This is a genomic window from Streptomyces sp. NPDC001549, assembly GCF_042894025.1.
Taxonomy (GTDB): domain Bacteria; phylum Actinomycetota; class Actinomycetes; order Streptomycetales; family Streptomycetaceae; genus Streptomyces; species Streptomyces kutzneri.
In genome coordinates, this window is sequence record NZ_JBIAVJ010000006.1 from 99,876 (window position 1) to 124,193 (window position 24,318).

The window sequence follows — 24,318 nt, forward strand, 5'->3', positions numbered from 1 at the left end:
ATCTTCCGCAACTGCAAACTATAGGCAATAAAGCGGATGGGTGGATCCGGTCAGGGGCGGGCTCCGGGCCGGAAGCGGACCGGGGCCTGGAAGCGGGCCTTGCGGGCGGCGCGGCGGAAGGTCGTCAGGACGGCCGGTCCCGCGAGGGTGATGCAGAGGAAGTTGGTGACGGCGCGGCCGGTGTCCCAGCCCAGGGACGTGGCGAGGTCGAAGGCGAGGTAGCGCTGGAACTGCTCGGTGAAGGGGAGGCCGGGCAGGTACGCGACGGAGCTGTTGGGGTCGAGGGAGAAGGGCCAGAAGGAGAGGTTGAGGAGGAAGCCGAAGAGATAGCCGGAGACGGAGCCGTAGAGGGCGAGCATGACGATCTCGCGGCGGCCCGAAGCCCTCGGGAGGAAGCCGGCGAGCATGCCGACGAAGGCGCAGCCGAACATCTGGTACGGCATCCAGGGCCCGACCCCGCCCGTGATGAGGGCGGAGGCGAACAGCGAGGTGCAGCCCAGGGTGAAACCGAAGCCCGGGCCGTAGACCCGGCCGGCCAGGACGAGGATGAAGAACACCGTCTCGATGCCGGCCGTGCCCGCGCCCAGCGGGCGGATCGCCGCGTTGACGGCGGACAGGACCCCCAGCATGGCCAGGGCCTTGGAGTTGATGCCGCCCTCCGCGATCTCGGAGATCACCACGCACAGCACGATCACGAGCAGTACGCCGAAGATCAGCGGCGGCGCGTAGTGGGAACCGAACTTCCCGGGCGCGACGAGGAACGGCCAGAAGAACGCGACGACCCCGAGGAACGCGGCCATGGCGATGACGACACCCGCCCGCGCGTTGATACGGATGGCAGCCGTGCGTGCGGCGGTGGTCATCAGGCCCGGTCCGTCTCGTCGTCGGGGAGGGCGGCGGCCGCCTGGGCGACCGTGAGGTAGGGGAGCGGGGCGAGGATCTTCGCGGTCTGGGGCGCGAAGACGGGGGAGGCGACGATGATTTCGCCGGTCGGGCCGTCCGCGACGATGTCGCCCTCGGCCATGACCACGACACGGTCGGCGGCGCGGGCGACGAACTCGACGTCGTGGGTGGAGATGACGACGGCGCGGCCCTCGGCGGCCAGGCCGTCGACGATGCGGATCAGTTCCGCCTTGGCGCGGTAGTCGAGGCCGCGGGTGGGTTCGTCGAGGAGCAGGACCTTGGGTGCGGCGGACAGCTGGATGGCGAGGACGAGGGCGAGTTTCTGCCCCTCGGACAGGTCGCGGGGATGTGTGGCGTCGTCGATCCCGGGTGCGAGGCGGTCGAGGATCCCGCGGGCCGTGGGGGCGTCCGTACCGACGTCGGATTCGGAGTCCGCCTGGTCGAGTTCCTGCTTCACGCTCTCCAGATAGAGGAGGTCGGTGGGCGTCTGCGGGACCAGACCGACAAGGCGGCGGGCCCCGGCGGCGGACAGCTTCTGCGGGTCGGCGTCCTTGCCTCCCCCGGCGGTCGGGATGTGCACGGTGCCGGCCTTGCGGGGACCGGAGCCCTGGAGGGCCCACAACAGGGAGGACTTGCCGGAGCCGTTGCGGCCCATGAGCGCGGTGATCTCGCCGCCGCGCAGGTCCAGGTCGACCTCGCGGACGGCCGGGACACCCTGATAGGTCACGGTCACCCCGCGGGCTTTCAGCAGCTCGGCCGCGTCCGCGGCGGGAACCGGCCGTACCGGCGCCGGAGTCGTACCGGCGAGCCGGGTGCGCACGGGCGCGGCCGCGCGGCGGGCGTCGCGGATCGAGAGGGGGAGCGGGTCCCAGCCGGCGGCGCGGCCGAGTTCCACGATGGGCGGCGCGATGGACGACGTACGGAAGATCTCCGCGGGCGCGCCGGAGACGACACGCCCGTCGCCGGGGAGGTGGATGACGCGGTCGGCGTACTGGACCACGCGCTCCAGCCGGTGCTCGGCGAGCAGGACGGTGACGCCGAGGTCGTGTACCAGGCGGGTGACGGCCGCCAGTACCTCCTCCGCGGCCGTCGGATCCAGCGCGGAGGTCGGCTCGTCGAGGACCAGGATCCGGGGGTGGGCGGTGAGCACCGAGCCGATGGCGACGCGCTGCTGCTGGCCGCCCGAGAGCTCGTGCAGGGCGCGGTGGCGGAGGTCGGCGAGGCCGAGGAGGTCCAGGGTCTCCTCGACGCGCTTGCGCATGGTGGCCGGTGGAATGGCCAACTGCTCCATGGCATAGGCGAGTTCCTCCTCGACGGTGTCGGTGACGAAGCCGTCGAGCGGGTCCTGTCCCACGACGCCCACGACATCGGCCAGTTCGCGGGGCGGGTGCTCGGCGGTGTCCCGGCCGTCGACGAGGACGCGGCCGTGCAGGGTGCCGCCGGTGAAGTGCGGGACGAGTCCGTTGACCGCGCCGAGGAGGGTGGACTTGCCGACGCCGGTGTGGCCGACGACGAGGCAGAGTTCGCCTTCCTCGACGGTGAGGTCGACGTCGCGCAGGACCGGTTCGGCCGTGTCCTCGTACCGGACGGTGACCTGGTCGAAGTGGATCACTTGGGTTCCTCGGTGCGCGATGCGGGTACCGCCGGGCGGGCCGGAGCGGTCGGGGGCGGAGCCAGGAAGCCGGCCGTGCCGGCGAGCAGGATCGCCGCGGCCGGGACGAGCGGCAGGGTCGGCCAGCTGAGGGGGTAGATCGAGGGGTTCAACTCGGCCGCGTTGAAACCGGCGTTGGTGAAGAGCAGGACGGCGGACAGCACCCCGCAGCCCGCCACGGCCCATTCCGCGGCCCGCCAGGGGTCGGGCCGGTAGGTGGTCCGGGTGATCCGGCGCCCGCCGAGCCGTAGTCCCGCGAAGCACAGCGACGCCCCCACGGCCATGGCCGGCAGGCCCAGCAGTTTCGGCGCGGTGGCGTCCATGAGTCCGTAGGCCCCGGCGCACAGGCCGCACATGCCGAGCAGCATCAGGGCGCCGGTCAGCCGGCGGGAGCGGCGGGTGGCGGTTCCGGCGCGCCCGTAGCCGCGGGAGTCCATGGCGGCGGCGAGCCGCAGCGACCGCTCCAGGGCGTCTTCGAGGACGGGGACGATGATGCCGCGCAGGGCGCGCAGCCCCTTCGTACGGCCGGCCCGCAGACGCCTCGCCCGGTGGACGCGCTGGACGCTCGCCACCAGTTGGGGCGCGACGCTGATGGACACCGTGACCGCGACCCCGAGTTCGTAGAGGGCGCCGGGCAGGACCCGCAGGGCCCGTTTGGGATTGGCGAGGGTGTTGGCCGCGCCGATGCAGCACAGCATGCAGGCGAGCCGCAGCCCGTCGGTGGCGGCCGACAGCAGGGCTTCCAGGGAGACGGGTCCGCCGAGCTGGATGCCCGCGTACCAGTCGGGGGTCGGGATGTGGGGCAGGGAGAAGAGGAAGTGGTCCCGCGGGGTGATGCCGGTGGCGAAGACGGCCCGGAACAGCACACGGATCGTCACGACCGTGAGCGCCAGGTAGAGGTAGTACTTGAAGCCGCGCGCCCAGGGGGCCTCGGTACGGCGCATGGTGATCACGTAGCCGAGGACCGCGAGGACGAGGAAGAGCAGCAGCGGGTTGTTGGTGCGGCTCACCGCGGTGGCCAGGGCGAGCGCCCAGATCCACCAGGCGACCGGGTGCAGGGTACGGGGCAGCCGACGGCCGCCCGCGTCCGGCGCGGGGCCGGCCGCGGGCCCGGACGCCGGGCCGGACGCGGGCGGGTTCGCCGCCTTCGCCGTGGTGGTGGTGGTGCGTGGCACGCGGCTACTCCGTACGACGGCGGCGCCTGGCCGCGAACACGGCGCCGGCGCCGATCAGCAGCACCAGCGCTCCGGTGGCGACGGCGGGCAGGAAGGAACCCGCGTCGTGCTTCGCGTCGGCCGCGGGCGCGGCCTCGACCACCTGGGGGCCGGGAGACGACGCGGCGAGCACCGGCTCGCCGGGCGACGGCGACGCGGACGGCGTCGGCGCGGCGCTCGCGGTGGGGCTTTCCGAGGCCGACGCCGAGGCCGAGGCCCACGGGCCGGGCGGTGGTGTCGTGGCGGCAGGCGCCGCGCCCGGCGGCGGGTTCTCGGGCCGGGGCCCGGTGTTGACGTTCGGCGGCAGCGGGGCCGCCGCGCGGGTGTCCTCGGGCGCGGGTCCGCCGGTGGGCCGGGTGTTCTCGGCGCGCAGCTGGTCGGGGGTGACCGTGGGCTTCCCCTCGGTGCCCTCGATGTCCGTCCCGCCGAAGATCCACAGGTCGACGCTGCCGGGCTTCGGCTTGTAGAGCATGGCGCCGAGCTGGCTGTACTCCCAGGTGTTCTGACCGGGGTTCGCGTGCCAGTACGACCAGTAGGCGGAGGCGGGCGGGGTCAGGACGCAGTCGTCCTGCTGCGGGGTCGGGAACTGCTTGCCGCCCCGGTGGCCGCTGTAGCCGATCCGGCAGATGAAGGCGGGCCCGTCGTGGCCGGTGCCGGTCGTGGCCCAGCCGCCCTGGTTGAGCAGCTCGTAACCGGTGGTGGGGGTCGTACCGCAGGAGCGGTAGACGGGTCCGCCCCAGCGGCTGAAGTCCACCGCGAGGACGACCCCGGACGAGGTGGTGCACTGCCCCATGGGCTGCGGGGCGGCCACCGCAGGGGCCGCGGTGGCGGCGAAGGCCGCCACCGTCAGCCCCAGCGCGGCCGCCGTACGGGCCAGGGCCCGCAGGGTGCGGTTGCGTATCACGCCCGGCCTCCGGTCGTCTCGCGGTGGCGTCGGCGGCGGGCGACGCGGGTCGTACCCCAGCCGCCGAGCACCAGGACCACGGCCGCGGCGGCGAGGCCGGCGACCTGGGTACCGGTGGAGGCGAGGTTGCCGCCCGAACCGGAGTCGCCGCCGGTGCCGGCCGTCTCCCCGCCCGGGGTCACGATGACGGGAGCGCCGGTCGTGCCGGTGGGGACGGGCTGCGGGGTGGTGCCGTCCAGGCTGCGGGTGAGGGTGGCGAAGGAGATGCCGGTGGCGCCGCCGACGGCCTGGGTGGAGGCGCGGACGTCGGAACCGGGCTGGCCGCCCTTGGCGACGTTGAAGCCGCCGTCGGTGTTCTGCTGGGTCGCCAGGAACGTACGGGCCTTGGCGATCTGCGTACGGTACTTGGCCCCGTCCAGGGTCATGCCCTGGACGGCGAGGGCGGCGGAGTTGACGGAGTTGCCGGAGGCGCCGGGGAATCCGCCGTCGTCCTTCTGCTGCGCGGCCAGCCAGACCAGCGCCTTGTCCACGGCCGCCTGCGCCTTGGCGTCCGGAAGCAGGTCGAGGGCCATGGCCGCCATGGCGGTGGAGTCGACCTCGGCGCCGCTGGGCGTCCCGATCAGGCTGGGCCAGGCGCCCGAGGGCTCCTGGAGGCTCTCCAGGTACGCGATCGGATCGGCCGCCGCGGCGCTCTCACCGGCGCGGACCTGGGCGATGACGGCGAGGGACTGGGAGAACACGGACGGGGCGTTCGTGTACGCGCCCTTGGCGGCGCAGCTGCGGTCGGGCGCGGTGCTCGGGGCCGGGCAGACGGCCTTGGCGAGGGCGGCGATCAGGTCCTGGCCGCCGAAGTTGCGCGGATCGCGGCCCACCGCCTCGGCGAGCAGGGAGGTCTTGCCGAGGGAACCGCCGCCGGCGTGCTTGGTGCCGATCAGGGTCCAGTCGTGGACGCCGCGGCCCTTGCCGTCCTTGCCGCCCTTGTCGAGGAAATCGACGATGTTGCGCAGGGCGGTGTTGTTCTCGCCGGTGGCGGCCAGGGCGTAGGCCCCGTCGATGGTCAGACCGTAGTCGGCGAAGCCACTGCCGGGGGTGTTCTCGTAGTAGCGGCCCTGGATCAGACGGGTGGTGCCGGTGAGGTACGCGCTGCCCTTCTTCAGGTCCGGCCCGTCGCCCGGGGGAGTGGTGGGAGGCGAAGGGGTGGTCGGAGGTGAAGGAGTGGTCGGAGGGGTGGGCGGGTCCACCTTCTTGGTGGTCAGCTTCACCAGGTCGCTCCTGGCGGCCGCGACGACAGCCGGGGCGGTGGGGTACAACTGCGGGTCGGTCAGGCCTTCTTCGAAGCCGAAGGCCCCGCCGGGAAGCTGCTGCTTGGAGAGCCAGAACAGGCCCGCGTCGGCGTACGGGGTGTCGCCGAGGGCGCGCATGGCCTGGGCCGCCCAGCCGGTGGCTGCCGCGCTGCCGGTGGTCATGTAGGCGGCGGCGGGCCAGGCACCGGTGGGCAGCTGGGACTTCCGCAGGTGGACGCGGGCCTTCTCGACGACGGCGTCGTGGCCGCCGGCCCGCTTGAGGGCCAGGGCGATCAGTGCGGTGGAGTTCGCGTCGCTGTCGCACCATCCGCCGGAGCGGATGAGGATGCCGGTGAACCCGCCGTCCTCGCACTGGAGGGCGGTCAGCCGCTTCACGGCGTCGGCGGGGGGCGTCACTCCGCCGTTCAGCAGGGCGATGACCGCCATGGCCTGGGCATCGGACTGGCCGGTGGTGCGGAAGTCGCCCTTGGTGAGGCAGCCGTCGATCGTCTCGCCGTCGCCGATGTCCCTCGGGCAGACGTACGTGATCAGGTCCCCGAGCAGGTCGTGCCCGCCGAAGGCGCGGGGATCCTTCCCGGTGGCCTCGGCGACCAGGGCGAGACGCGCGGCGGCGGTGGCGTCGGGGATCCCGGCCTTGCCGGCCGGATAGGCGTACGCGTCCGTGTGCGCGGTCGTGGCCAGGAAGTCGGCGGCCTTGCGGGCCGCCGGGCTCTTGGGGTCGGCGCCGGCCAGGGCGTACACGGCCTCCGTGGTGAGCAGGTAGTCCGGGGTGGTGGCGCCCTCGTCGACGACGCGCTCGCCGTCGATCAGCTTCCCGGTGAGCCAGCGGGTGGCGGCGGGGACGTCGACGGTGCCCGGCGGCACGGGGGGCGGGCCCGTCGGGTCCGGGTCGGTGCCGCCCCCCGCGGCGCGCACGTCGTCGGGGGAGAAGGCGGGCTTGCCCGAGGTGCCGCCGATGTCCGTCCCGCCGAACACCCAGGCGTCCACGTCCCCGGCCTTCGGGGTCCGGGCCATCGCGCCGAGCGAGCTGTAGGTCCAGGTCTTCTGGCCGGGGGACGCGATCCAGTACGACCAGTACGCGGTCGCCTGCGGGGTCAGGACGCAGTTCTCCTTGTCCGCAGTGGGATACTGGGTACCGGAGTTGAAGGATCCGGTGCCGATGCGGCAGATGAAGGCGGGACCGTCGTGCCGGGTGCCTTCCGTGGTGAAACCGCCGGTGCGGAGCAACTCGTAGCCCGTGGTGGGGGTGGTGTCGCAGCCCCGCTCGACCTTCCCGCCGAACGGGCCGAAGTCGACGGCGACGATGGCGCCGGTGGTGGCCGTGCACCCCTCGATCGGATCGGCCGCCGCGGACGGCGTACCGGTGGCGAAGGCCACGCTCGTGCCGAAGGTCAGCAGCGCCGCCGACAGCAGCGACACCAGCCTCTGCTTCCCCGTGCGTCGCTCTGCTAGCTCTGCGGTCCCCACCACGGCCCCTCGTGTCGGCCGGGCGGACCAGTGCGTGGCAAAGGGCTTCCCGTACACGCAGAGCGCTGGGCGCCGGGCGCAGGGCGCTGCGCGCGACGCAGAACGCAGGGCGCGGAAGAAGCCTTCGAACCACGCCGTAGTCCGCGACGGCGTTTCTCGCTGCAAAAACCTGGCTCCAGGCATTCCGGCTCGCCCGGTGGTGCCGGGCCTACGGTTGCGGGTCAGCGCCGGATTCAGACCGGCTTCCCCTGGAGCTGAGTGCTTATCAGTCGGAGTGGAACACGCCGATAAAGACAGCGTCAAGGTGGCCTGCGTCTCATGGGGAGACGCTTCGGACGGGTCCCGCCGGACCGCTCCCACCCGGCTGGCGGACCCTTGATCACTCAGGTAGCGTCCAGGGCTGCCAGATGGGGGAATCCGGTGAGAAGCCGGAGCTGACGCGCAGCGGTGTGGGACGGCGGGGGCCGTCTCCGAGCCCGAATGCCCATACGGCGATGCAGCACAGGAAGCCGTACCACGCGTTCCGGACGGCGGCCCTCCGGCATGCCCGGCCGTGCTCCCGCACGGTGGCGGGGGCGCGGGAGCGGTCGGCGTCCGCCGATTCCAGGAGCAGGCCATGTCCCGTCCCCGCACCTCCCGCCGGCTCGCGCTCGCGGTGCCCGCCGCGCTCGGCGCCTTCGCCCTCACCGCGCTGCCCGCGTTCGCGACCTCGTCGCCCGCGCAGATCGCCACCTCGAAGGCCAATGGCGTCGCCTACCTCAAGTCCCTCCAGGCGGCGGATGGTTCGTACGCCGACTCCGGCCTCTCCAACGAGTGGGCGTTCAGCACCTTCGCCGCGACCGGCACGGCCGTCGTGGACGTCTACCCCGGTGGCGACACGACGAAGAACGCCCGCACCGTCTACCGCAACCTGCTCTCGACGGCGGGCTGGCCGTCCGCGTCCCCGGCGGTCACCGACTACGAGCGCGGCACCCTGAACGCGTACGCCGCCGGCATCGACCCGGCCCGCGTCTCCGCCTCCCGCAACCTCGTGGCGAACATCTACTCCTACTGGCAGACGGCGGAGACCGGCTACTTCGGCTCCACCGGAAACTTCAACGGCACGGTCTTCGCGGCCCTTTCGCTGGGCGGCGCCAGGACGCAGGCGGGCGGTGCCCGCATCCCGCAGGCGCTGACCGACACGATCGTCACCCGGATCCGCGCCAACCAGCACGTGGACGGCGGCTGGACGTACCAGAAGGCCGAGGGCAACCCGACCGTCCTCAACTCCGCGAGCGACGTCGACATGACCGGCGCGGCCATGGCGGCCCTGTGCGTCTCCGGCGTCCCCAACACGGACACGGACGTCGTCCAGGCGAAGAACTTCCTCAAGAGCACGCTGGTGCCCTCCACCGGCGCCTTCAACTCCCTCTACGGGGTCAACACCAGCTCCAACGGCTGGGGCGTCGCGGGCCTGAACGCCTGCGGCTTCAACCCGCAGACCGGCGACTTCCTCACGGCCACCGGGAAGACCCCGGTCGACTTCCTGATAGCCAACCAGTACAACCCGGCGGGCGGCTTCAAGTACAAGCCCTCCGACACCGTCCCCTCCGCCTACTCGTCCATCGACGCGCTGCGCGCCGTCGCGGGCGGTGGCTTCACCACCGCCCCGCCCGTCCCGGTCACCCCCGGCGCCCCGCGGTGGGTCGCCCAGTCCACCTTCACCGCCGGTACGGCCACCAAGCTGGCGCTGACCGTCGACGACGGCGCCGGCAACCTCAAGGTCTGCTCGGTGGCCTTCACCCCGACCGGTACGACCACCACCCTCGGCGACGTCCTGAACGCGGCCACCACCGGGGCGACCCCGTCCGGGTGCGTCACGGGCGTGACCCCCTCGTCGGGCACGGGCACCGTCACGGCCGTCAACGGCAAGGCCAACAGCGGCTCCAACGCCTGGAAGGTCAGCGTCGACGGCTCCGCCTTCGCCGGCGCGGTCCGCAGCAAGGCCATCAACGTGGGCGACACCATCGCCCTGCGCTGGGGCGTCTGATCACCGAATGCCGGTGGGGCTGCGGACCTTCGGGCCCGCAGCCCCCTTCCGGGCCGCGGCCGGCTAGAAGGACGTCCAGGTGAAGGACACCTGGTCGCCGGCGCTGAGCTTGAACTGGCAGCCGCCGACCGGGGTCGGGGTGCCGTTGACGGCGATGCTCCAGTACGCGGAGCCGCCGCCGCTGACGTTCTTTATGGTGTCGACGGAGAAGTCCTCGAAGGACGCGTACCAGGTGCCGTCCCAGGTGAAGCCCTTCTTGTGGGCGGCGTCGTCGAGGGCGGCGGTCGGGGTGGGGACCCTGGACGGGTTGGCGCCGCCGTTGGTGCCGTCGCACTTGTGGGTGCCACCGGTCGCGGTGGTGACGTCGTGGCCCTTGGTCTTGACCTTGCCCTTGAACAGCAGCCCGTCGGGTCCCTGGACGGTGAGGTTCACCTTGACGGCCGCGTTCGTGTTCGGCTTCGGCTTGGCCTCGGCCACGGCCGGAGCGGTGGCGAGGGCGAGGCCGAGGGCGAGCGTGGTGACCACGGAGCGGCGGACGAGGGTCTGGCGCATGGAGTGCCTTCCTGAGCGGATCTTCGGGTCTGCTCACGCGAACCCTTCGACCCGCACCCGCGCACACCCCGTGCCGGCGCCCCTCAGGAGGGCGCACGGGGGTGCCGGGCCAGGCTGGGGCTTCGTACTGCAGACCATGACAGGGGGAAGCGGTGCACATCGCACCCCGGGTTCTCCGACTCACGGCATATCGGACGCCGTTCACGGTTGCAGGTCAGCGCCGGATTCCCACCGGCTTCCCCCAGTTGTGCATGCATTCGGTTGTGGCTCAGGCCGCGGTGGGCCGGAGCAGAACGCATCGTACGGCCTGGGGAGAGGCGCTCGGAAGCGAACGCGGAATCCGGGCTCAGCGGTGTCCTGCCGTTCGGGCCCGCCGTCAGCCGCGGCCGAGTCGGCGGGCCTCCGCCGGGCCCACCGGGGCACCCGCCCCGCCGCCCGCGTCGCCGACCCCGACGCTACCCGGCTCGCCACCCTGCACGCCGCGCTCCGGCACGCCATGATCAGCTGCACGGGAATCCACCCGAACCCCGACTACCCCGCCGGGCCGGCGTGCCACCTGATGGGGTTCGACATCCCGGCCTTCACCCCGCTCTTCGTTCACCGGCTGGACGGCCCACGGCCCACGGCCCACATCACCGAACAGCTGGAGCACAACGCCCTGATCCGCCCCCTCGGCTCCTACACCGGCCCCTCCGGGCCCCGTGGCCAGGCCGTGCCGTCAGCCCTGCCCCCGGGAGCCGCCTGCGCAGCGCGTCAGGAACCGCGGCGCCAGGGGATCTCGGCCCACACCTGCTTGCCGCCGCTGAGCGGCACCGAGCCCCAGGCCGCCGTCGTCGCCTCGACGATGAGCAGTCCGCGACCACCGGTCGACTCCCAGCTCACCCAGACCGGTTTGACGGGGCTGCGCGGCGACGCGTCGTTCACGGCGATCCGCAACCGGTCCGCCGACAGGGTCAGATCCATCCCCACCTCGCCCTGCGTGTGCGCGATGGCGTTGGTGACCAGCTCGGACACGACCAGCAGCGCTTCGTCGAGTTCCTCCACCACCCCCCAGGACCGCAGGGTGCGCGCGGTGAAGCGGCGCGCGTGCAGCACCGCGTCGGGCAGCCGCCACACCGTCCAGTGGCTCCGCATCGGCCGGTCCCCCTGGCCGTCGTAGCGCAGCAGCAGCAACGCCACGTCGTCGTCGCGACGGCCCACGCCGACGACCAACTCGTCGGCGACCCCTCCGACGTCGACCGGATCGACCGCCGCGAGCACGTCGCACACCCGCCGCATGCCCTCATCCAGAGGCAGCCTGGCGGACTCGACCAGGCCGTCCGTCAGCAGCACGAGCAGGGTGCCGGGGACCAGCCCCGCCTCGGTCATGGGGAACACCGCTTCCGCGAGCACTCCCAGCGGAGGCCCGCCCTCGACCACCATCTCCTCGGCGACGCCGTCGGGATGACGCAGGATCGGCGGCAGATGGCCGGCCCGGACGACCCTGGCGATGCCCTCCTCCATGTCCAGGTCCACATACGCGCAGGTGGCGAACAGGTCGGTCTCCATGCCGACGAGCAGCCGGTTGGCCCGCGCGACCACCACATCGGGCGGGTGGCCCTCCACTGCGTAGGCCCTGACCGCCGTACGCATCTGGCCCATGATGGTGGCGGCCCCCGCGCTGTGCCCCTGTACGTCCCCGATGACGAAGGCCACATGGCCGTCGCGGAGCGGAATGACGTCGTACCAGTCGCCGCCGACCTCGAGTCCGGCCGTCGCGGGCAGGTAGCGGGCGACGGCGACCCCGCCCGGCAGCTCCGGGAGCTTACGGGGCAGCAGGCTGCGCTGGAGCATGGTGGCGAGTTCGTGGCGCGCGTCCAGCGCGTGGGCGCGCATCAGAGCCTGCCCCACCAGCCCCGCGGTCGCGGTCAGCAGCGACCGCTCCTCCGGTCCGAACCGGTGCTCCGCGTCCCACCCCACCAGACACACCCCGACGATCCGGCCTTCGGCCGGCAGCGGCAGCACCGCGAGACCGCCGGGCCCGACGCCCAGAAGACCGGGTTCGAGGGCAGCACCCGGCGGCCACAGGCTCAGATGCCCCCCACGCAGCGCGCTCTGCAGGGTGGGCAGGTCGCTGAGCGGCGCGTCGGGCCACTCGGACCGCCATTCCGAGCGCCAGACCTCGGGCCAGGCGTCGGGCTCGGGAGGGTCGAGGGCGGTGACGATGAGCCGGTCTGGCTCCAGTTCGCCGACCGCGACCCGGGAGGCGCCGAGCGGCTCGCGCAGGGCGGCGACCGCCAGGCGGCTGACCTCGCGGACGGTGGCAGCTCCCGCCAGCGTGGCCGACAGCCGCTGTACGAGGGAGACCTCGTCGGCGCTGGGGCGCAGATAGGTGGCATCGGCCACCACACCCAGGACGCGCTGCGGCGTGCCCTCCGCGTCCACCTCCACCCGGCAGCGCAGCCCCAGCCAGCGCAGCTCGCCGTTCGGGCGGCGGATACGGAACGCCAGCTGCTGTCCGGTGGCGGCCAGCCGGCCCGGCTCCACGATCGCCATCAGTGCGGGCATGTCGTCGGGGACGGCGCAGGCGAGCACGGTCTCCGCCTGCCCGTCGAACTGCTCGGGAGGCAGACCGAGCAGTTCCAGCACATGCGCGTGGGCCTCCATGCGGCCGCTGCTCAGTTCCAGGATGAACGCGCCGCCCTGGTCGGGCACCAGGGACTGCCCCAGATGGGCCTGCGGGGACTTGCGTCCGGCGAAGCGAGCGGCGGCCGATACGAGTCCGGCGGCCACCTGGTCGGCGTAGAGCTCCAGAAGGCTGCGGTCGTCGGCGCTGAAGCCGTCCCCGGCCTGCCCGGCGACGACCAGGCACCCGAGCTCCTGGTCACCGTGTCCCAGTGGCAGCGCGCCCAGCGAGATCCTGGCCGGCGAGTTGGGCGCGCCGTCCCGCACCCGGGTGGGGAAGTGGTGGGGGTCGTCCTCGATGAACGTGGCGAGTTCCTTGGGAGCCAGCCACAGCGGGCGGCCGGAGCGGAAGGCATTGGCGGCGGGTGAATGGCCGTCCACGGCAAGGACCGCGGGCAGTCCGTAGAGGACGCCACGGTTTCCGGTCAGCTCGGCCAGATGGAGCTCCCTGCCCTGGTCGGCGACCACATAGACGGCGGCGAGCTCAGCCCCGCAGAACGAGAAGCGATGACTGGTCACTGTCCGTATCACCTCCTTCCGAGGGCATCTCGCCGACCGCCCTCTCTCCATGCTGTCGTGTCCCGGACTGTCCGGGCGAGTCCACGGGTACTACGCCGGACCGCCGGCCGATCCGTGCCCCTCGTCCTCGTACCGGTCGACGACGACGATCGCCGCGTCATCCGCCAGGCGGTTCTCGGTGTGGCGGAGCAAGGCCTGGTGCAGGTCCTCCAGGAATGCCTCCCGGCTGTGGTCGCGCATGGTCACCACGGCCCGGGCCAGGTCGAAGAAGGTGTTGTCCCGGTCGCGGGCCTCGATGACACCGTCGGTGTACAGGAGCAGCCGGTCCCCCGGTGCGAACCGATAGGTGTCCGCCCGTCCGGGGGGACCGCTGACGAATTCCTCCAGACCGAGCGGCGGCAGGGGAGTGGTGGGCATCAGGGGCCGGACCGCGCCGTCGCACAGCAGCAGTGGCGGCGGATGGCCCCGGTTGATCACGTCGATATGAGGACCGTCCGGGATCTGGGCCACGAGCGCCGTGACGAACCCCTCCGCGAGGGCGTCCTCGCCTTCGGCCGTGCCCGCGACGACCGCGTCCCGCCGCAGGGCCGCTCCGCAGTGGTTGACGACCTCCACCAGATCGTCCTCGTAGTGCGCGGACTCCCGGAACGCGCCCAGCACGACCGCGGCGGCCCGTACCGCGGGCAGGCCCTTGCCCCGGACATCGCCGACGATCATCCGGACGCCGTACCGGGTCTGCACCACGTCGTACAGATCGCCGCCGATCTGCGCGCCCGTCTCGGCCGCGAGGTACATGCTGGCCGCCCGTACGGGACCCAGCCGGGCCGGCACCGGCCGCAGCAGGACGTCCTGGGCGGCGGTGGCGATCCGCTGGACCTGGTCGAGCTCGCCCTCCTGGCGCGTTCGCGCGGAGCGGCTGGTCATGAAGCTCGCCGCCGTGACCAGGAACAGGGCGAGGAAGTTCGTGTAGACCTGCTGGCTGCCCCAGGCGCCGTTGTAGCTGGCGGTGGTCACGCTGACACCGACGGCCACCGCCGCCGCCGCGAGCGTGCCCTTGGGCCCCATCGTCACGGCCGCCAGAGCGGGTGTCGCGACCAGGAGGGGGCCGGTGTACAGGACGTGCAGGGGCGTGAACTCGACGAGGAGCACCAGGAGGGCGATCGCGAAGGGCACGCACTCCGCCAAGACGAAGAGGACCTGGTGGTGGCCGTCGGCTCGCGGTCCAGGAGGCGAGCGCAAGGGCGCTCTCATGAGTCCAGACTGCCTCGCCCGCACCCGTGGCCGCCACTCCGGTCGACCGCTCCCGTGGCCGTCGGGCCGCCGCCGCCTCCCATCGCGGAGCGCAACCGGGTCGCCCGGGCTCAGCCGCGGACCGGCGTGAGGACAACGAAGTCGGCGCTCGACGGGTCGAGGCAGACGGCGAGCCGGCCGACGCCTTCCGCGTCCTGCGGCCCCATCTGCACACTGCCGCCGTTCCCGGTGACCTCGGCGACCGTCGCATCGCAGTCGGCGACGGCGAAGACGGGGTGCCAGTACGGCCGCCCGTGCGTGAGGGACAGGTGCTCCGCGGGGAGCTCCATGAGGCCGCCGTGCATCCGCTCCTCGGGGAGCCCGGCGGGAGTGATGAGGGCGTACGTGCCCCCGCCGCCGGGCAGTGCCATGTCGCTGAACTGCCAGCCGAAGACCCCGCCGTAGAACTCCTTCGCGGCCGCGGCGTCACTCGTGTACAGCTCGGTCCAGCACAGTGAGCCCGGTGCGTCCACCAGCTCGGCGCCCGCGTTCCTTCCCGGCTGCCAGACGGCGAACTGTCCCCCCAGGGGGTCGCTGTACTGCGCCATCCGGCCCCACTCGCCGAGGTCCCTCGGGGCCACCCGGACCGTGCCGCCCAGGCGTTCCACCGCCTGGGTGGTGGCGTCCGCGTCGGTGACGCTGTGGTAGATCATCCAGGCCGGGCGCGCGCCCTCCTCGGTGAGCTTGCCGAGCCCGGCGACGACCTTCCCGTCCTTCCGGAACATCCCGCCTTCGCCCTCCTCCCCCTCGCCCATGGACTCGTAGTCCCATCCGAGGACGGTGCCGTAGAAGGCCGCGGCCGCGCGGACGTCGGGCACCCCGAGGTCGAGCCAACAGGGGGAGCCGGGTGCGAAGTCGGTGGTGATCATGAGGATTGCCTTTCGCGGGTCCTGTACGACCCCAGCCTGGCAGGGGACCCCGCGCCTCGCGCGCCGACCGCTCGCGCCGCTAAGGCAGGCTTCGGCGGCGTCGTACGACGGCTGCCCCGGCCAGGGTCGCCACCGCGGCGAGGAACGCGGCCGACAAGCCGTAGACCATCGGCGTACCCACGTGGAGCCGGTCCGGCGTGACGGTGCCGGCGGCGACGGTGCGCGGCGCCCCGGGCGTCTCCGGCGGCGCCGGGGGGTCGAGCGATCCGACCGGATCCACCCGTCCCGCCGCGGCGAATCCCCAGTCCAGCAGGGACCGCGCCTCCTCGTACACGGCGTTCGCGCCGCCCGACTGGGGGTTCATCACCGTCGCCAGCAGAGTGCGCCCGTCCCGGCGGGCGGCCGCGATCAGTGTGAAACCCGCCTGGGAAGTGTAGCCGTTCTTGACGCCGATGATCCCCGGGTACCGGCCCATCCCGTCCTGACCGGTCACCAGTCGGTTGGTGTTCTCGATCCCGAACGTCCAGGTGGGACTGCCGTCGGTGTGGGTACCGCCGGGGAAGCGGGCGTCGGCGGTCGCCGCGTACTCGGCGAAGGCGGGGTCGGCAAGGCCCGTACGGCCGAAGACGGCAAGATCGTAGGCCGAGGAAGCCTGGCCGTCCGCGTCGAAGCCGTCCGGGGAGACGACGGTGGTGTCCCGCGCGCCCAGGGCGCGCGCCTTGGCCTGCATCTGCGCCGACGTGACGTCCCAGCCGCCGTTCATCTCGGCCAGCACGTGCACCGCGTCGTTGCCCGAGCTGAGGAAGACACCCCGCCACAGGTCGGCCACCCGGTAGGTGTGATCCGCGGACAGGCCCACCGTGCTGCTCCCCTCCGGTACCTCGTCCAGCTCGGCCTCGGTGACCGTGTGCCGGCCCGAGCCGGGCAGGTGGGGCAGCGCGGTGAGGGCGAAGAGGGTCTTGAGGGTGCTGGCCGGAGGCAGCCGGCGGTGTGCGTCGTGGGCCGCGAGCACCGCCCCCGTCCCGGCATCCGCCACCAGCCATGACAGGGCGGACACGTCGTCCGGCAGCGCGGGAGCCCCCTGCCGCGCCCGTACATGGGTCCCGGACCGGTGCAACAGCGATGCGTCGACGGCGGAAGCGGGTCGCGGCGGCAGCGGCTCGGCCCGCGTGGCGCCGGCGGCCGTCGGCGCGAGGAGGACCGATGCGCCGATGGCGAGGGCTGCGGCGCCCGCGCCGGTTCTGCGCCCAGAGGATCTGATGCTCATTCATCCAGCGTAGAAATGCATCGGGCCGCGCGCAGCGACGTGTACGCCGACCGGCGGTAGGCCGGAGCCCGGTCCCAGAGACCCGTCCTACGCGCGGAAGGCCTTCCGGACGAGCTCGCCGAACCCGCCCGGGTGCGTCGTCAGGCCGGTGTGTCCGCCGGGGAAGTGCAGGAGTTCCGTGCCGAGGCGCCCGGCCAGGAAAGCCGCCGGACGGTACGGCAGTTCGCCGCGGGAGTCCTGGCCGCAGGCGAGCACGAGCTGGTCCGACAGCGTCTCCAGCCGCTCGATGTCCGGGAGGTAGGACATGAAGCCGGGCACGATGCGGCCGACGAAGTACGGCAGGTTGGCCATCGTCCGCTCGGCCCGCGCCGCCGCCTGGGGCGGAAGCCTGACCGCGGCCTCCGGCCCGGTGGTGTCGCCGTCCTTCCTCAGGCCGGCGGCGAACACGGCCATCGCCGGCATGAGCCCCCGGGTGCGCAGCGTCTCCTGCACACGTGCGAGGAGCAGCCGGTGATCGAGGGCGTCCGGCAGAACCTCCACCACCGGTGGCTCGTGCGCCACGACACGTACGAGGCGTTCGGGACGGGTGGTGAGCAGATGCAGGGCGGCGATCGCGCCCGAGCTGGTGCCGAACACCCGGGCGGGCTCACCGGGCGACAGCAGGTCCACGATCCGCAACGCGTCGTCGGCGTGCTCGGCCACGCGCTGCTCGGCGGCGGGGTCGTCCAGTGTGCTGCGGGACATGCCGCGCGGGTCGTAGGTCGCGACGGTGTACTCGGCGGCCAGGTCGTCGGCGATGCCGTCGAAGGAGGCCGCGCCGCCCGCCCCTCCGGGGACCAGCAGCAGGAGCGGGCCCCGGCCGCGCACCTCGTAGTGCAGGGTCGCGCCGTTCACGCGCAGGCTGCCGATGTCCGGGCCGGTCATGAGGAGTCTCCTTCTCGGGCAGGGGGCCAGTGCTCCAGGAGGGTGTGGAGGGCGTCGAGGGCGCGGATCCAGGAGTGCTGCGGTGAACGCTCGTGCGCGAACCCGCCCGCGGCCTCCAGGGCGACGAACCCGTGGAACGTGCTGCGCAGCAACCGGACCGCGTCGGTCAGGTCGGGCTCGGTCAGTTCGTAGCCGCGCAGCATGCCGTAGGCGAGCTCGACCGCGCGGCGCGGTCCGGGCGCCTGTGCGGCCAGCTCGGGGTCGATCCGGATCGGGGTCTGGGTCGCCGTGTAGCGGCCCGGATGCTCGTGGGCGTACTCCCGCCAGGCGTCGGCGAACGCGACCAGCGCGTCCTTGCCCGCCCGCCCGGCCGTGGCCTGCGCGATACGGAGGGTCTTCTCGTCCGCAGCCAGGAGCGCGATCCGTCCGCGCAGGTCCTCCAGATTGCGCACGTGCGCGTAGAGGCTCGCGTCCTTCACGCCGAGCCGCCGTGCCACCTGAGACATGGTCACCCGGTCGAGCCCGACCTCGTCCGCCAGCTCGGCGCCCGCGAGCGTCACCCGCTCCGCCGTCAGCCCTGCCCGTGCCATTGCGCCCTCCGTTCCTAGGGGTTCTAGTTTTAACCTAGGGCTCCTAGGAAGGCAAAGGGAATTCGGGTTCAAGCAGATGGCGCGGCCCCGCCGGTCCGCCGGGTCAGCGCCTCGGCGGCCGTCCCGAAGCGCGCCCTCCCGGTCGTGGTGCCGTCGCCGGCGGGAGGAGCGGTCCCGCCCGCAACGCCCTGCCCAAGCGGGCTCGTGTACGTCCGCATGCCCTCCGGCCGGGTCGTCTCCGGGGAGCCTTGCCGAACAGGCCGGGCTCGCGCCCGTAGCCCCCGACCCGGCAGCAGTTCGGACCGGGCGGAGGCTTCTGCCGGACGGCCGTCACGTCCATCGGCATCACGTTTCCCATGAGGCCGAGCGTAGATCCCGCCACTGACAGTCCGGCCCCGCCACCGCGGCCGCCCGTTCAGGACACGAGGGTCTGCTCCTCCAGCTCGGTCAGCCGCACCGTGCACAGGCCGCCGCGCTCGGTCTTCACGTCCGTCACCTCGAGCTGCGTACCCGGCGCGAGGATGAACTCCTCCTCGCCGGTGAACGCGGAGAAGCTGCGGATGCCGACCGCCCGGACCGGGGTCACCTCGAACAGCGTCCGCTTGCCCCGCCCACCGAGGAACGCCCGTGCCACGCCCACCTCCGACGTGCACGAGGACACGCCCCACCAGGTCACGGTCCGGCCGAGCGGGTACTGCGCGCGCAGGTCCAGTGCGACCCCGCGCCACAACGGCGCGGTACGGGCGGGCAGTTCCGCCACGGCGGAGAACAGCAGCCGCAGGTACGGGAGGTACGGGACGAGCCGGGCACGGTCCGGGGAGCGCAGGACGGCGTTGATCTCCCGGTAGAACGCGGACTCGCAGGTGTAGAGGTGGAGCGCGGCGATCGCGTCGGCGGACAGGCCGCCCGCCGCTCCGTCCGCCCGCCCCATGCCGAACTCGTGGGACAGCTTGACGTGCCGGTCCAGGCCGGACAGCACCTCGGCGACCGGGGTGACGGCGTCCTGGAAGCCCATCAGCGGGGTGTCGAACACCCCGCTGATCGCGGGGAGGACGAGCCCTTCGTCCTTGACGCTCGCGAGACGGTCGAGGTACAGCTGGTGCAGTTCCATCGTGGACGCGATGAAGGCGCCCATGCGCTCGGCGACGCCCCCGCCTTCGCCCCCGGCCTCCGGCCCCGCCGTGTTCCACCCCTTGCTCGGCAGCCAGTCGATCTCATCGGCGCCCAGCGACGCGAGGGCGTCGTTCACCATGCCGAAGTGGTCGCCGTCGCAGAAGATGTCGCCCTGCGCCGCGGGGTTGGGGTGGTCGATGTGCCGTACCTCGACCTCGGGGTACTTCTCCTGGAGCCGCAGGACGACCTTCTTCAGGGAGCGGGCGTGGGCCCCCCACCAGGCGAAGACGACGCCGCGGTCCTCCTCGTCGGCGTTCTGCTTGGCCTGGAGGATCTCCTCGACGATCCGCTCGGCGACCGGACGCCAGAACGCGGTGTGCCGGTCGATGGCCGTCGATCCGTCGCTGCCGGCGGTGAGTGCCGCGTTCAGCAGCAGCACTCCCTGCGTGAGCATCGCCTGGAACCATTCCGGCGGCTGGACGGTGTCCCGCTCCTTCAGCAGGGCCCGGACGTCGGCGATGGGGGTCTTCTTGGGAATCCCGTACTTCCACATCGCCGCCGCCTTGATGATGCAGCGGATGCTGACGACCCTGCCGAACTGGCTGTCCGTCCAGTCGTGGAAGGTGTTGTCGAACATGGCTATGCCGGTGGCGCTCTCCGGCCGCGGGTACGGGTTCTGACCGAAGACGACCACCTTCCACTTGTGCGGCGGGTTGGGCTTGAGCGCCTGGAAGGTCAGTTCGCGGACGGGGACGGTCTCCGGGCTGCGGCCCGCGCCGATGAACGCCGCCGCGTCCGGCTGCGCTTCGATGACGGGCCTCAGCAGCGGAAGCCACGGCTCGCCGCCGCCCTTGAACAGTTCGGCGAGGCCCAGCGGGTCGTCGGCGTGGGGCTGGCCAGGGGATGCTGCGTCGCTCATGGGAGGTGCTCCGAGTGGTCGGACCGTGCCGACGGGCACGATGAGGACACGGGCGGGATGCCCGTGCGGGAGTCGGATCTGGCGTCAGATCTCAGGTGCCAGATCTCAGCTGTCGGATGTCGGGTCTCAAGCCGGCGAAAGCGGCCGCAACGGCCCGCATGCGTACCGGGAGTACGCGCAGGCGGGCGGTCGGCGCTCGTCCGCGGCCTCGGTCTTCGAGGCGTGGCGGGCGGAAATCTGGCGGCAGGCTAACACCGGCCCGGGAGGCGCGCAATCGTGACACCACGTCATGGTCCGCGGACGGCAGCGGCGTTGTCAGTGGCCCGCGGTAGCGTCCCTGAGCAGTGCAGGAACCCTTTCCCGATCGGAGTAGATCATGAGTGTGGACCGTGTGCCGTCGCCGCTCCGGGTGGTGCTGACCGACGTCAACGCGGAGGTGGTCCAGGCGTGGGGGGCGGCGTTCGCCGACACTCCCGGGATCGAGATCCGCCAGGGATCGATCCTCGACGAGGCGGTCGACGCCTGGGTCACCCCGACCAACTCCCGGGGCCGGATGGACGGCGGGGTCGACGCGGTCATCAAGCGGCACCTGGGAGCGGGCATCCAGCTGCGCGTGCAGCGCGCGATCCGCGCGCAGTTCGCGGGCAGCCTCCCGGTGGGAAGCGCGGTGTGCGTCGCGTCGGGGGCTGCCCTGCCGAAGTTCCTGATATCGACGCCGACGATGGAGCAGTCCTCGCAGAACGTGCGCGAGACCTTGAACGTCGCCCTGGCGTGCGCTGCCGCGTTCCAGGCGGTCCACCTGCAGAACGCCGCAGCGCCGGACAGCATCCGGTCGGTGGCGCTGGTCGGCATGGGCGCCCGGACCGGCCGGGTGCCGGCCCGGGTGTGTGCCAACCTGATGTGGACCGGCTACACGCTGTTCAACGACTTCCGCTTCGAGGACTACGACGACCTGCGCAGCACGGTCGTCGCGCAGCTCGACGACATCGAGAGCGGGCCCGCCGAGAAGCGGGTGCGCATCGCGCCCCCGCAGCGGCGCACGGCCGGCCGCCGCTGACCGGCCGTACGCCGCGCACCGGTCGCCCGTAGGGCGGCCGGGCCGGGTCAGACGATGTCTTCGGCGATCTCCGCCTGCTCGCGGGCGTTGCCGTAGGCCGCCGGGGTGCCGTACGAGCGGCGGGCGACGTACCACCAGACGCTGGCCAGGACCAGGACCACCGCCAGGGCGATCACGGCGTAGTTCATCGAGTCGATGGTGACGGGGGACTTCTGGGGCAGGCAGAAGAGCACGGTGACGAGTGCCACCCAGACGACGGCGATCCAGCCGATCGGCTTGCTCCAGCGGCCCAGGTTCCAGGGTCCGGGCTCGAAGCGGTCGCCGGCGCGCAGGCGCAGGTAGATCGGGATGGCGTAGGCCGGGGTGATGCCGATGACGTTGATGGCGGTCACGGCCCCGTAGGCGGTGGCGGAGTACAGCGAGGGGAGGGCCAGTACGCCCGCGACGACGACGGCGAGCCAGACGGCGGGCACCGGCGTCTGGGTCCGGCCGCTGACCTTGCGCCACAGGGCGGAGCCGGGCAGCGCGTTGTCACGGCTGAAGGCGAAGACCATCCGGCTCGCGGCGGCGACCTCGGCGTTGCCGCAGAAGAGCTGCGCGACGATGACGACGAGGAGCAGGGCGGTGGCGCCGCCGGAGCCCAGCGCGTCGATGAAGATCTGGGCGGGCGGGACACCGGTGGCGCTGCCCTGGACGGCCGCGTAGTCCTGGATGGCGAAGGTGAGGCCGGCGAGCAGGGCGAAACCGGCGATCCAGGAGACCCAGATGGCCCGGACGATGCCCTTGGCGGCGGAGACGGAGGCGTCCCTGGTCTCCTCCGAGAGGTGCGCGGAGGCGTCGTAGCCGGAGAAGGTGTACTGGGCGAGCAGCAGGCCGACCGCCGCCACGTAGAACGGGTTGGCCCAGCCGGTGTCGTTGACGAACTCGGTGAAGACGAACGACGCCGACTGGTGGTTGTCGGGGATGAAGGCCAGGGCCCCGACGATCACGGCGACGCCGCCCAGGTGCCACCAGACGCTGATGGAGTTGAGCACGCTGACGAGGCGGACCCCGAAGAGGTTGAGCGCGGCGTGCAGCAGCAGGATGCACAGGAAGATCAGGAACGTGGAGCCGGGAGTGGGCACGAACCCGAAGCGGAGGTTGAGGAAGGCACCGGTGAACAGGGCCGCGCCGTAGTCGATGCCGGCGATGGCGCCGAGCAGGCCGAGCAGGTTCAGCCAGCCCGTGTACCAGCCCCAGCGGCGTCCGCCGAGCCGGTCGGCCATGTAGTAGAGCGCACCGGAGGTGGGGTAGGCGCTGGTGACCTCGGCCAGGGCGAGACCCACGCAGAGCACGAAGAGGCCTACGCCGACCCAGCCCCACAGCATCACGGCCGGGCCGCCGGAGCCCATGCCGAAGCCGTACAGCGTCATGCAGCCGGAGAGGACGGATATGACGGAGAAGCTGATGGCGAAGTTGCCGAAGCCGCCCATCCGGCGGGCGAGGACGGGCTGGTAGCCGAGTTCCCTGAGGCGCTGTTCCTCGTCCTGCTGGGGTGGAGCCTTGCGGTCCTGGCGGGCTGCCCAATCGGTTCTGGACACGGCGGTACCTCCGGGGGTCTGTGAAGCACGGGGACGGTGGAGCCTGAGGGTGCGGGTGCGGGTGCGGCCTGGGTGGTGCGGGTGGTGCGAGGGGGCGGCGCCGTGGGGGAGGGCGGCGCGGGTCAGTTCCGGCCGGCCAGGCTGCGGGACCTGGCCTGCAGGAACACCTCCTCGGCCAAGGCGCGGTCGGCCGGGTCGCGGGTCCGGTGGGCCCACGGCAGGGTGGTCCAGTACGGGCCGATCGTGTCGAAGACCCGGGCCGCCTCGTCGAACTGGAGGGCTCCCCACAGGGCATGGGCGAGCTGGTTCAGATCGAGCGGGGAGGCGTGCGGCAGATCGGCGTGGTGGAACCAGGTGTCCAGGGCGTGCAGGGCGTCGCGGACGGCGTCCTCGGCGACCCAGTGCAGGTCGAGGGCCTTCTCCTGGCCGCGTTCGCGGCGGTAGCGTTCGACCCGCACGTAGAGCGGCAGGACGTGCACGGCGGACCCGGGCGGGGCGGAACCGGCCGCCCAGTGGACGAAGTTGGCGGCCTCGGAGAGCGGCCCGGGCGCGCCCGCGTACACGAACTGGAGCATGCGGTGGTAGGCCTCGCGGTTGTGCGGGTCGCGCTTGTCGACCTCCGCGAGGATGCCCCAGGGGCCGGTGGGCAGCATCGGTCCGGGTGGCGCGACCCGGTGCTCGGCCATCTGGCGCTGCTCGTCGAGGAGGGCGAGGGCGAGCAGGCAGACCCAGGGAACGGGGTCGGCGGGGCTGATGCGGGCGGCCTCCCGGCAGGTCGCCCAGGCTTCCTGCCACAGCTCGCCGGTGCGGGGGTGTCCGGCGCGGTGGGCGCGGACGGCCCGTTCGACGCAGACGCGCGTGTGCATCACCAGCGCGGCGACGCTGTGCGGTTCCTCGGCCCGCCAGGCCTGGATCACGTCGGAGCCGGCGGAGACGGCGGCGAGGACCTGGGTGCGCTGGGTCCACAGCCCCCAGTTGTCGGTGCGTTCGAGTAAGCGCGCCATGGAGACCCAGCGGCCGGTGCGCAGGTCCTGGGCGGCGGAACGCAGCTCCTTGTCGTGGCCGGCCGGGTGGTAGACAGGCCGGAAATCGCTGCCCGCCATCACCTCGTCCCGGTCGACGGGCGGCGGCCCGGGTGGGCGCGTTCTGCGGTGGTCGTGATCATCAGTCCTCGGATCGCATGGAAGGTGGGTCCATCCGGCCGCCGGCTGCCGCGTCGCAGCCGTGCCCGGTGCCAGGGATGCGTGAACCATGCGAGAACTGTTCGTCGAACCCCCGCCGTTGACCCACGGTCGATGTCGCTGCCCGTTGATCGGCGATCACTATATGGCGATCAGGAGCATACGCATCCAGATCCTTGTTCGAACGTAAGTATCAAGCCACGATCGGCATATGAGGATGCGTCAGTGGTGCGCGGCAGCCCCGGACGGATCTTGACGGGCGACGTCGGCCGGTGCAGGCTTCCGACCGACGTTCGATCAAGGCGACACCAGGGACGGAGT

The 24,318-nt window shown here is 72.5% G+C and carries 17 protein-coding genes, 1 pseudogene and 3 riboswitches; of the genes and pseudogenes, 3 read left to right on the plus strand and 15 right to left on the minus strand.

Translation table 11 applies throughout. The features are described from left to right. Nucleotides 1-50: 50 nt before the first annotated feature. The 5 genes from ACFY04_RS12700 to ACFY04_RS12720 are packed head-to-tail and all read right to left on the minus strand — an operon-like array spanning nucleotide 51 to nucleotide 7,443. Nucleotides 51-863, minus strand: coding sequence for an ECF transporter S component (locus tag ACFY04_RS12700; RefSeq protein ID WP_389116179.1), 813 nt, complete (start codon nucleotides 861-863; stop codon nucleotides 51-53). Beyond that, on the minus strand, nucleotides 863-2,515 hold the full coding sequence (locus ACFY04_RS12705) for an ABC transporter ATP-binding protein (RefSeq protein ID WP_389116181.1): 1,653 nt from the start codon (nucleotides 2,513-2,515) through the stop codon (nucleotides 863-865). The genes ACFY04_RS12700 and ACFY04_RS12705 overlap by 1 nt, the downstream gene beginning before the upstream one ends. Next, nucleotides 2,512-3,729: an energy-coupling factor transporter transmembrane component T gene (locus ACFY04_RS12710; protein ID WP_389116182.1), complete on the minus strand. Its 1,218-nt coding sequence runs from the start codon at nucleotides 3,727-3,729 to the stop codon at nucleotides 2,512-2,514. Before ACFY04_RS12710 ends, ACFY04_RS12705 begins: the two co-directional genes overlap by 4 nt. A 4-nt stretch (nucleotides 3,730-3,733) precedes the next feature. Beyond that, nucleotides 3,734-4,672: a hypothetical protein gene (locus ACFY04_RS12715; protein ID WP_389116183.1), complete on the minus strand. Its 939-nt coding sequence runs from the start codon at nucleotides 4,670-4,672 to the stop codon at nucleotides 3,734-3,736. After that, on the minus strand, nucleotides 4,669-7,443 hold the full coding sequence (locus tag ACFY04_RS12720; protein WP_389116184.1) for a prenyltransferase/squalene oxidase repeat-containing protein: 2,775 nt from the start codon (nucleotides 7,441-7,443) through the stop codon (nucleotides 4,669-4,671). The genes ACFY04_RS12715 and ACFY04_RS12720 overlap by 4 nt, the downstream gene beginning before the upstream one ends. 178 nt (nucleotides 7,444-7,621) lie before the next feature. Then, nucleotides 7,622-7,691, minus strand: a riboswitch (cobalamin riboswitch). A gap of 162 nt (nucleotides 7,692-7,853) precedes the next feature. Next, nucleotides 7,854-7,929, plus strand: a riboswitch (cobalamin riboswitch). Between the two features lie 130 nt (nucleotides 7,930-8,059). On the opposite strand from ACFY04_RS12720, the gene ACFY04_RS12725 reads away from it, so the two are divergent. Beyond that, nucleotides 8,060-9,472 (plus strand): hypothetical protein, encoded by a 1,413-nt coding sequence (locus ACFY04_RS12725; RefSeq protein WP_389116185.1) that lies wholly within the window; start codon nucleotides 8,060-8,062, stop codon nucleotides 9,470-9,472. 63 nt (nucleotides 9,473-9,535) lie between these two features. On the opposite strand, the gene ACFY04_RS12730 is transcribed toward ACFY04_RS12725, so the two are convergent. After that, nucleotides 9,536-10,024 carry a DUF4430 domain-containing protein gene (locus ACFY04_RS12730; protein WP_389116187.1) on the minus strand — a complete coding sequence of 163 codons (489 nt, stop codon included), beginning with the start codon at nucleotides 10,022-10,024 and terminating at the stop codon, nucleotides 9,536-9,538. A gap of 168 nt (nucleotides 10,025-10,192) precedes the next feature. Next, nucleotides 10,193-10,266: riboswitch (cobalamin riboswitch) on the minus strand. A gap of 182 nt (nucleotides 10,267-10,448) precedes the next feature. On the opposite strand from ACFY04_RS12730, the pseudogene ACFY04_RS12735 reads away from it, so the two are divergent. Continuing rightward, nucleotides 10,449-10,748: pseudogene (locus tag ACFY04_RS12735) on the plus strand (citrate/2-methylcitrate synthase); the annotation flags it as partial. Nucleotides 10,749-10,777: 29 nt separating this feature from the next. On the opposite strand, the gene ACFY04_RS12740 reads toward ACFY04_RS12735, so the two are convergent. From ACFY04_RS12740 to ACFY04_RS12770, 7 genes are all read right to left on the minus strand, one after another. Then, nucleotides 10,778-13,258: a SpoIIE family protein phosphatase gene (locus tag ACFY04_RS12740; protein ID WP_389116189.1), complete on the minus strand. Its 2,481-nt coding sequence runs from the start codon at nucleotides 13,256-13,258 to the stop codon at nucleotides 10,778-10,780. Between the two features lie 39 nt (nucleotides 13,259-13,297). Beyond that, nucleotides 13,298-14,458, minus strand: a complete 1,161-nt coding sequence (locus ACFY04_RS12745) for a PP2C family protein-serine/threonine phosphatase (protein WP_389116191.1) — start codon at nucleotides 14,456-14,458, stop codon at nucleotides 13,298-13,300. A 110-nt stretch (nucleotides 14,459-14,568) separates the two neighbouring features. Beyond that, nucleotides 14,569-15,366 carry a VOC family protein gene (locus ACFY04_RS12750; RefSeq protein WP_389116192.1) on the minus strand — a complete coding sequence of 266 codons (798 nt, stop codon included), beginning with the start codon at nucleotides 15,364-15,366 and terminating at the stop codon, nucleotides 14,569-14,571. Nucleotides 15,367-15,445: 79 nt separating this feature from the next. Next, entirely contained in the window at nucleotides 15,446-16,633 is a 1,188-nt protein-coding gene (locus ACFY04_RS12755; RefSeq protein WP_389116193.1) for a D-alanyl-D-alanine carboxypeptidase family protein, read from the minus strand. 87 nt (nucleotides 16,634-16,720) lie between these two features. Continuing rightward, nucleotides 16,721-17,557 carry an alpha/beta fold hydrolase gene (locus ACFY04_RS12760; protein ID WP_389116194.1) on the minus strand — a complete coding sequence of 279 codons (837 nt, stop codon included), beginning with the start codon at nucleotides 17,555-17,557 and terminating at the stop codon, nucleotides 16,721-16,723. Continuing rightward, nucleotides 17,554-18,147, minus strand: a complete 594-nt coding sequence (locus ACFY04_RS12765) for a TetR/AcrR family transcriptional regulator (protein ID WP_389116195.1) — start codon at nucleotides 18,145-18,147, stop codon at nucleotides 17,554-17,556. Before ACFY04_RS12765 ends, ACFY04_RS12760 begins: the two co-directional genes overlap by 4 nt. Nucleotides 18,148-18,562: 415 nt before the next feature. Beyond that, nucleotides 18,563-20,179 (minus strand): ADP-ribosyltransferase domain-containing protein, encoded by a 1,617-nt coding sequence (locus ACFY04_RS12770; protein ID WP_389116197.1) that lies wholly within the window; start codon nucleotides 20,177-20,179, stop codon nucleotides 18,563-18,565. Between the two features lie 376 nt (nucleotides 20,180-20,555). Between ACFY04_RS12770 and ACFY04_RS12775 the strand changes: the two genes are divergently transcribed. Then, nucleotides 20,556-21,236, plus strand: a complete 681-nt coding sequence (locus ACFY04_RS12775; protein WP_389116200.1) for a macro domain-containing protein — start codon at nucleotides 20,556-20,558, stop codon at nucleotides 21,234-21,236. 47 nt (nucleotides 21,237-21,283) lie between these two features. Here the strand turns inward: ACFY04_RS12775 and ACFY04_RS12780 are convergent, their stop codons facing one another. Both ACFY04_RS12780 and ACFY04_RS12785 read right to left on the minus strand, forming a co-directional pair. After that, complete coding sequence (locus tag ACFY04_RS12780; RefSeq protein ID WP_389116534.1) at nucleotides 21,284-22,708, minus strand: amino acid permease; 1,425 nt, start codon at nucleotides 22,706-22,708, stop codon at nucleotides 21,284-21,286. Between the two features lie 230 nt (nucleotides 22,709-22,938). After that, nucleotides 22,939-23,919, minus strand: a complete 981-nt coding sequence (locus ACFY04_RS12785; protein WP_389116202.1) for a hypothetical protein — start codon at nucleotides 23,917-23,919, stop codon at nucleotides 22,939-22,941. Nucleotides 23,920-24,318: the final 399 nt, after the last annotated feature.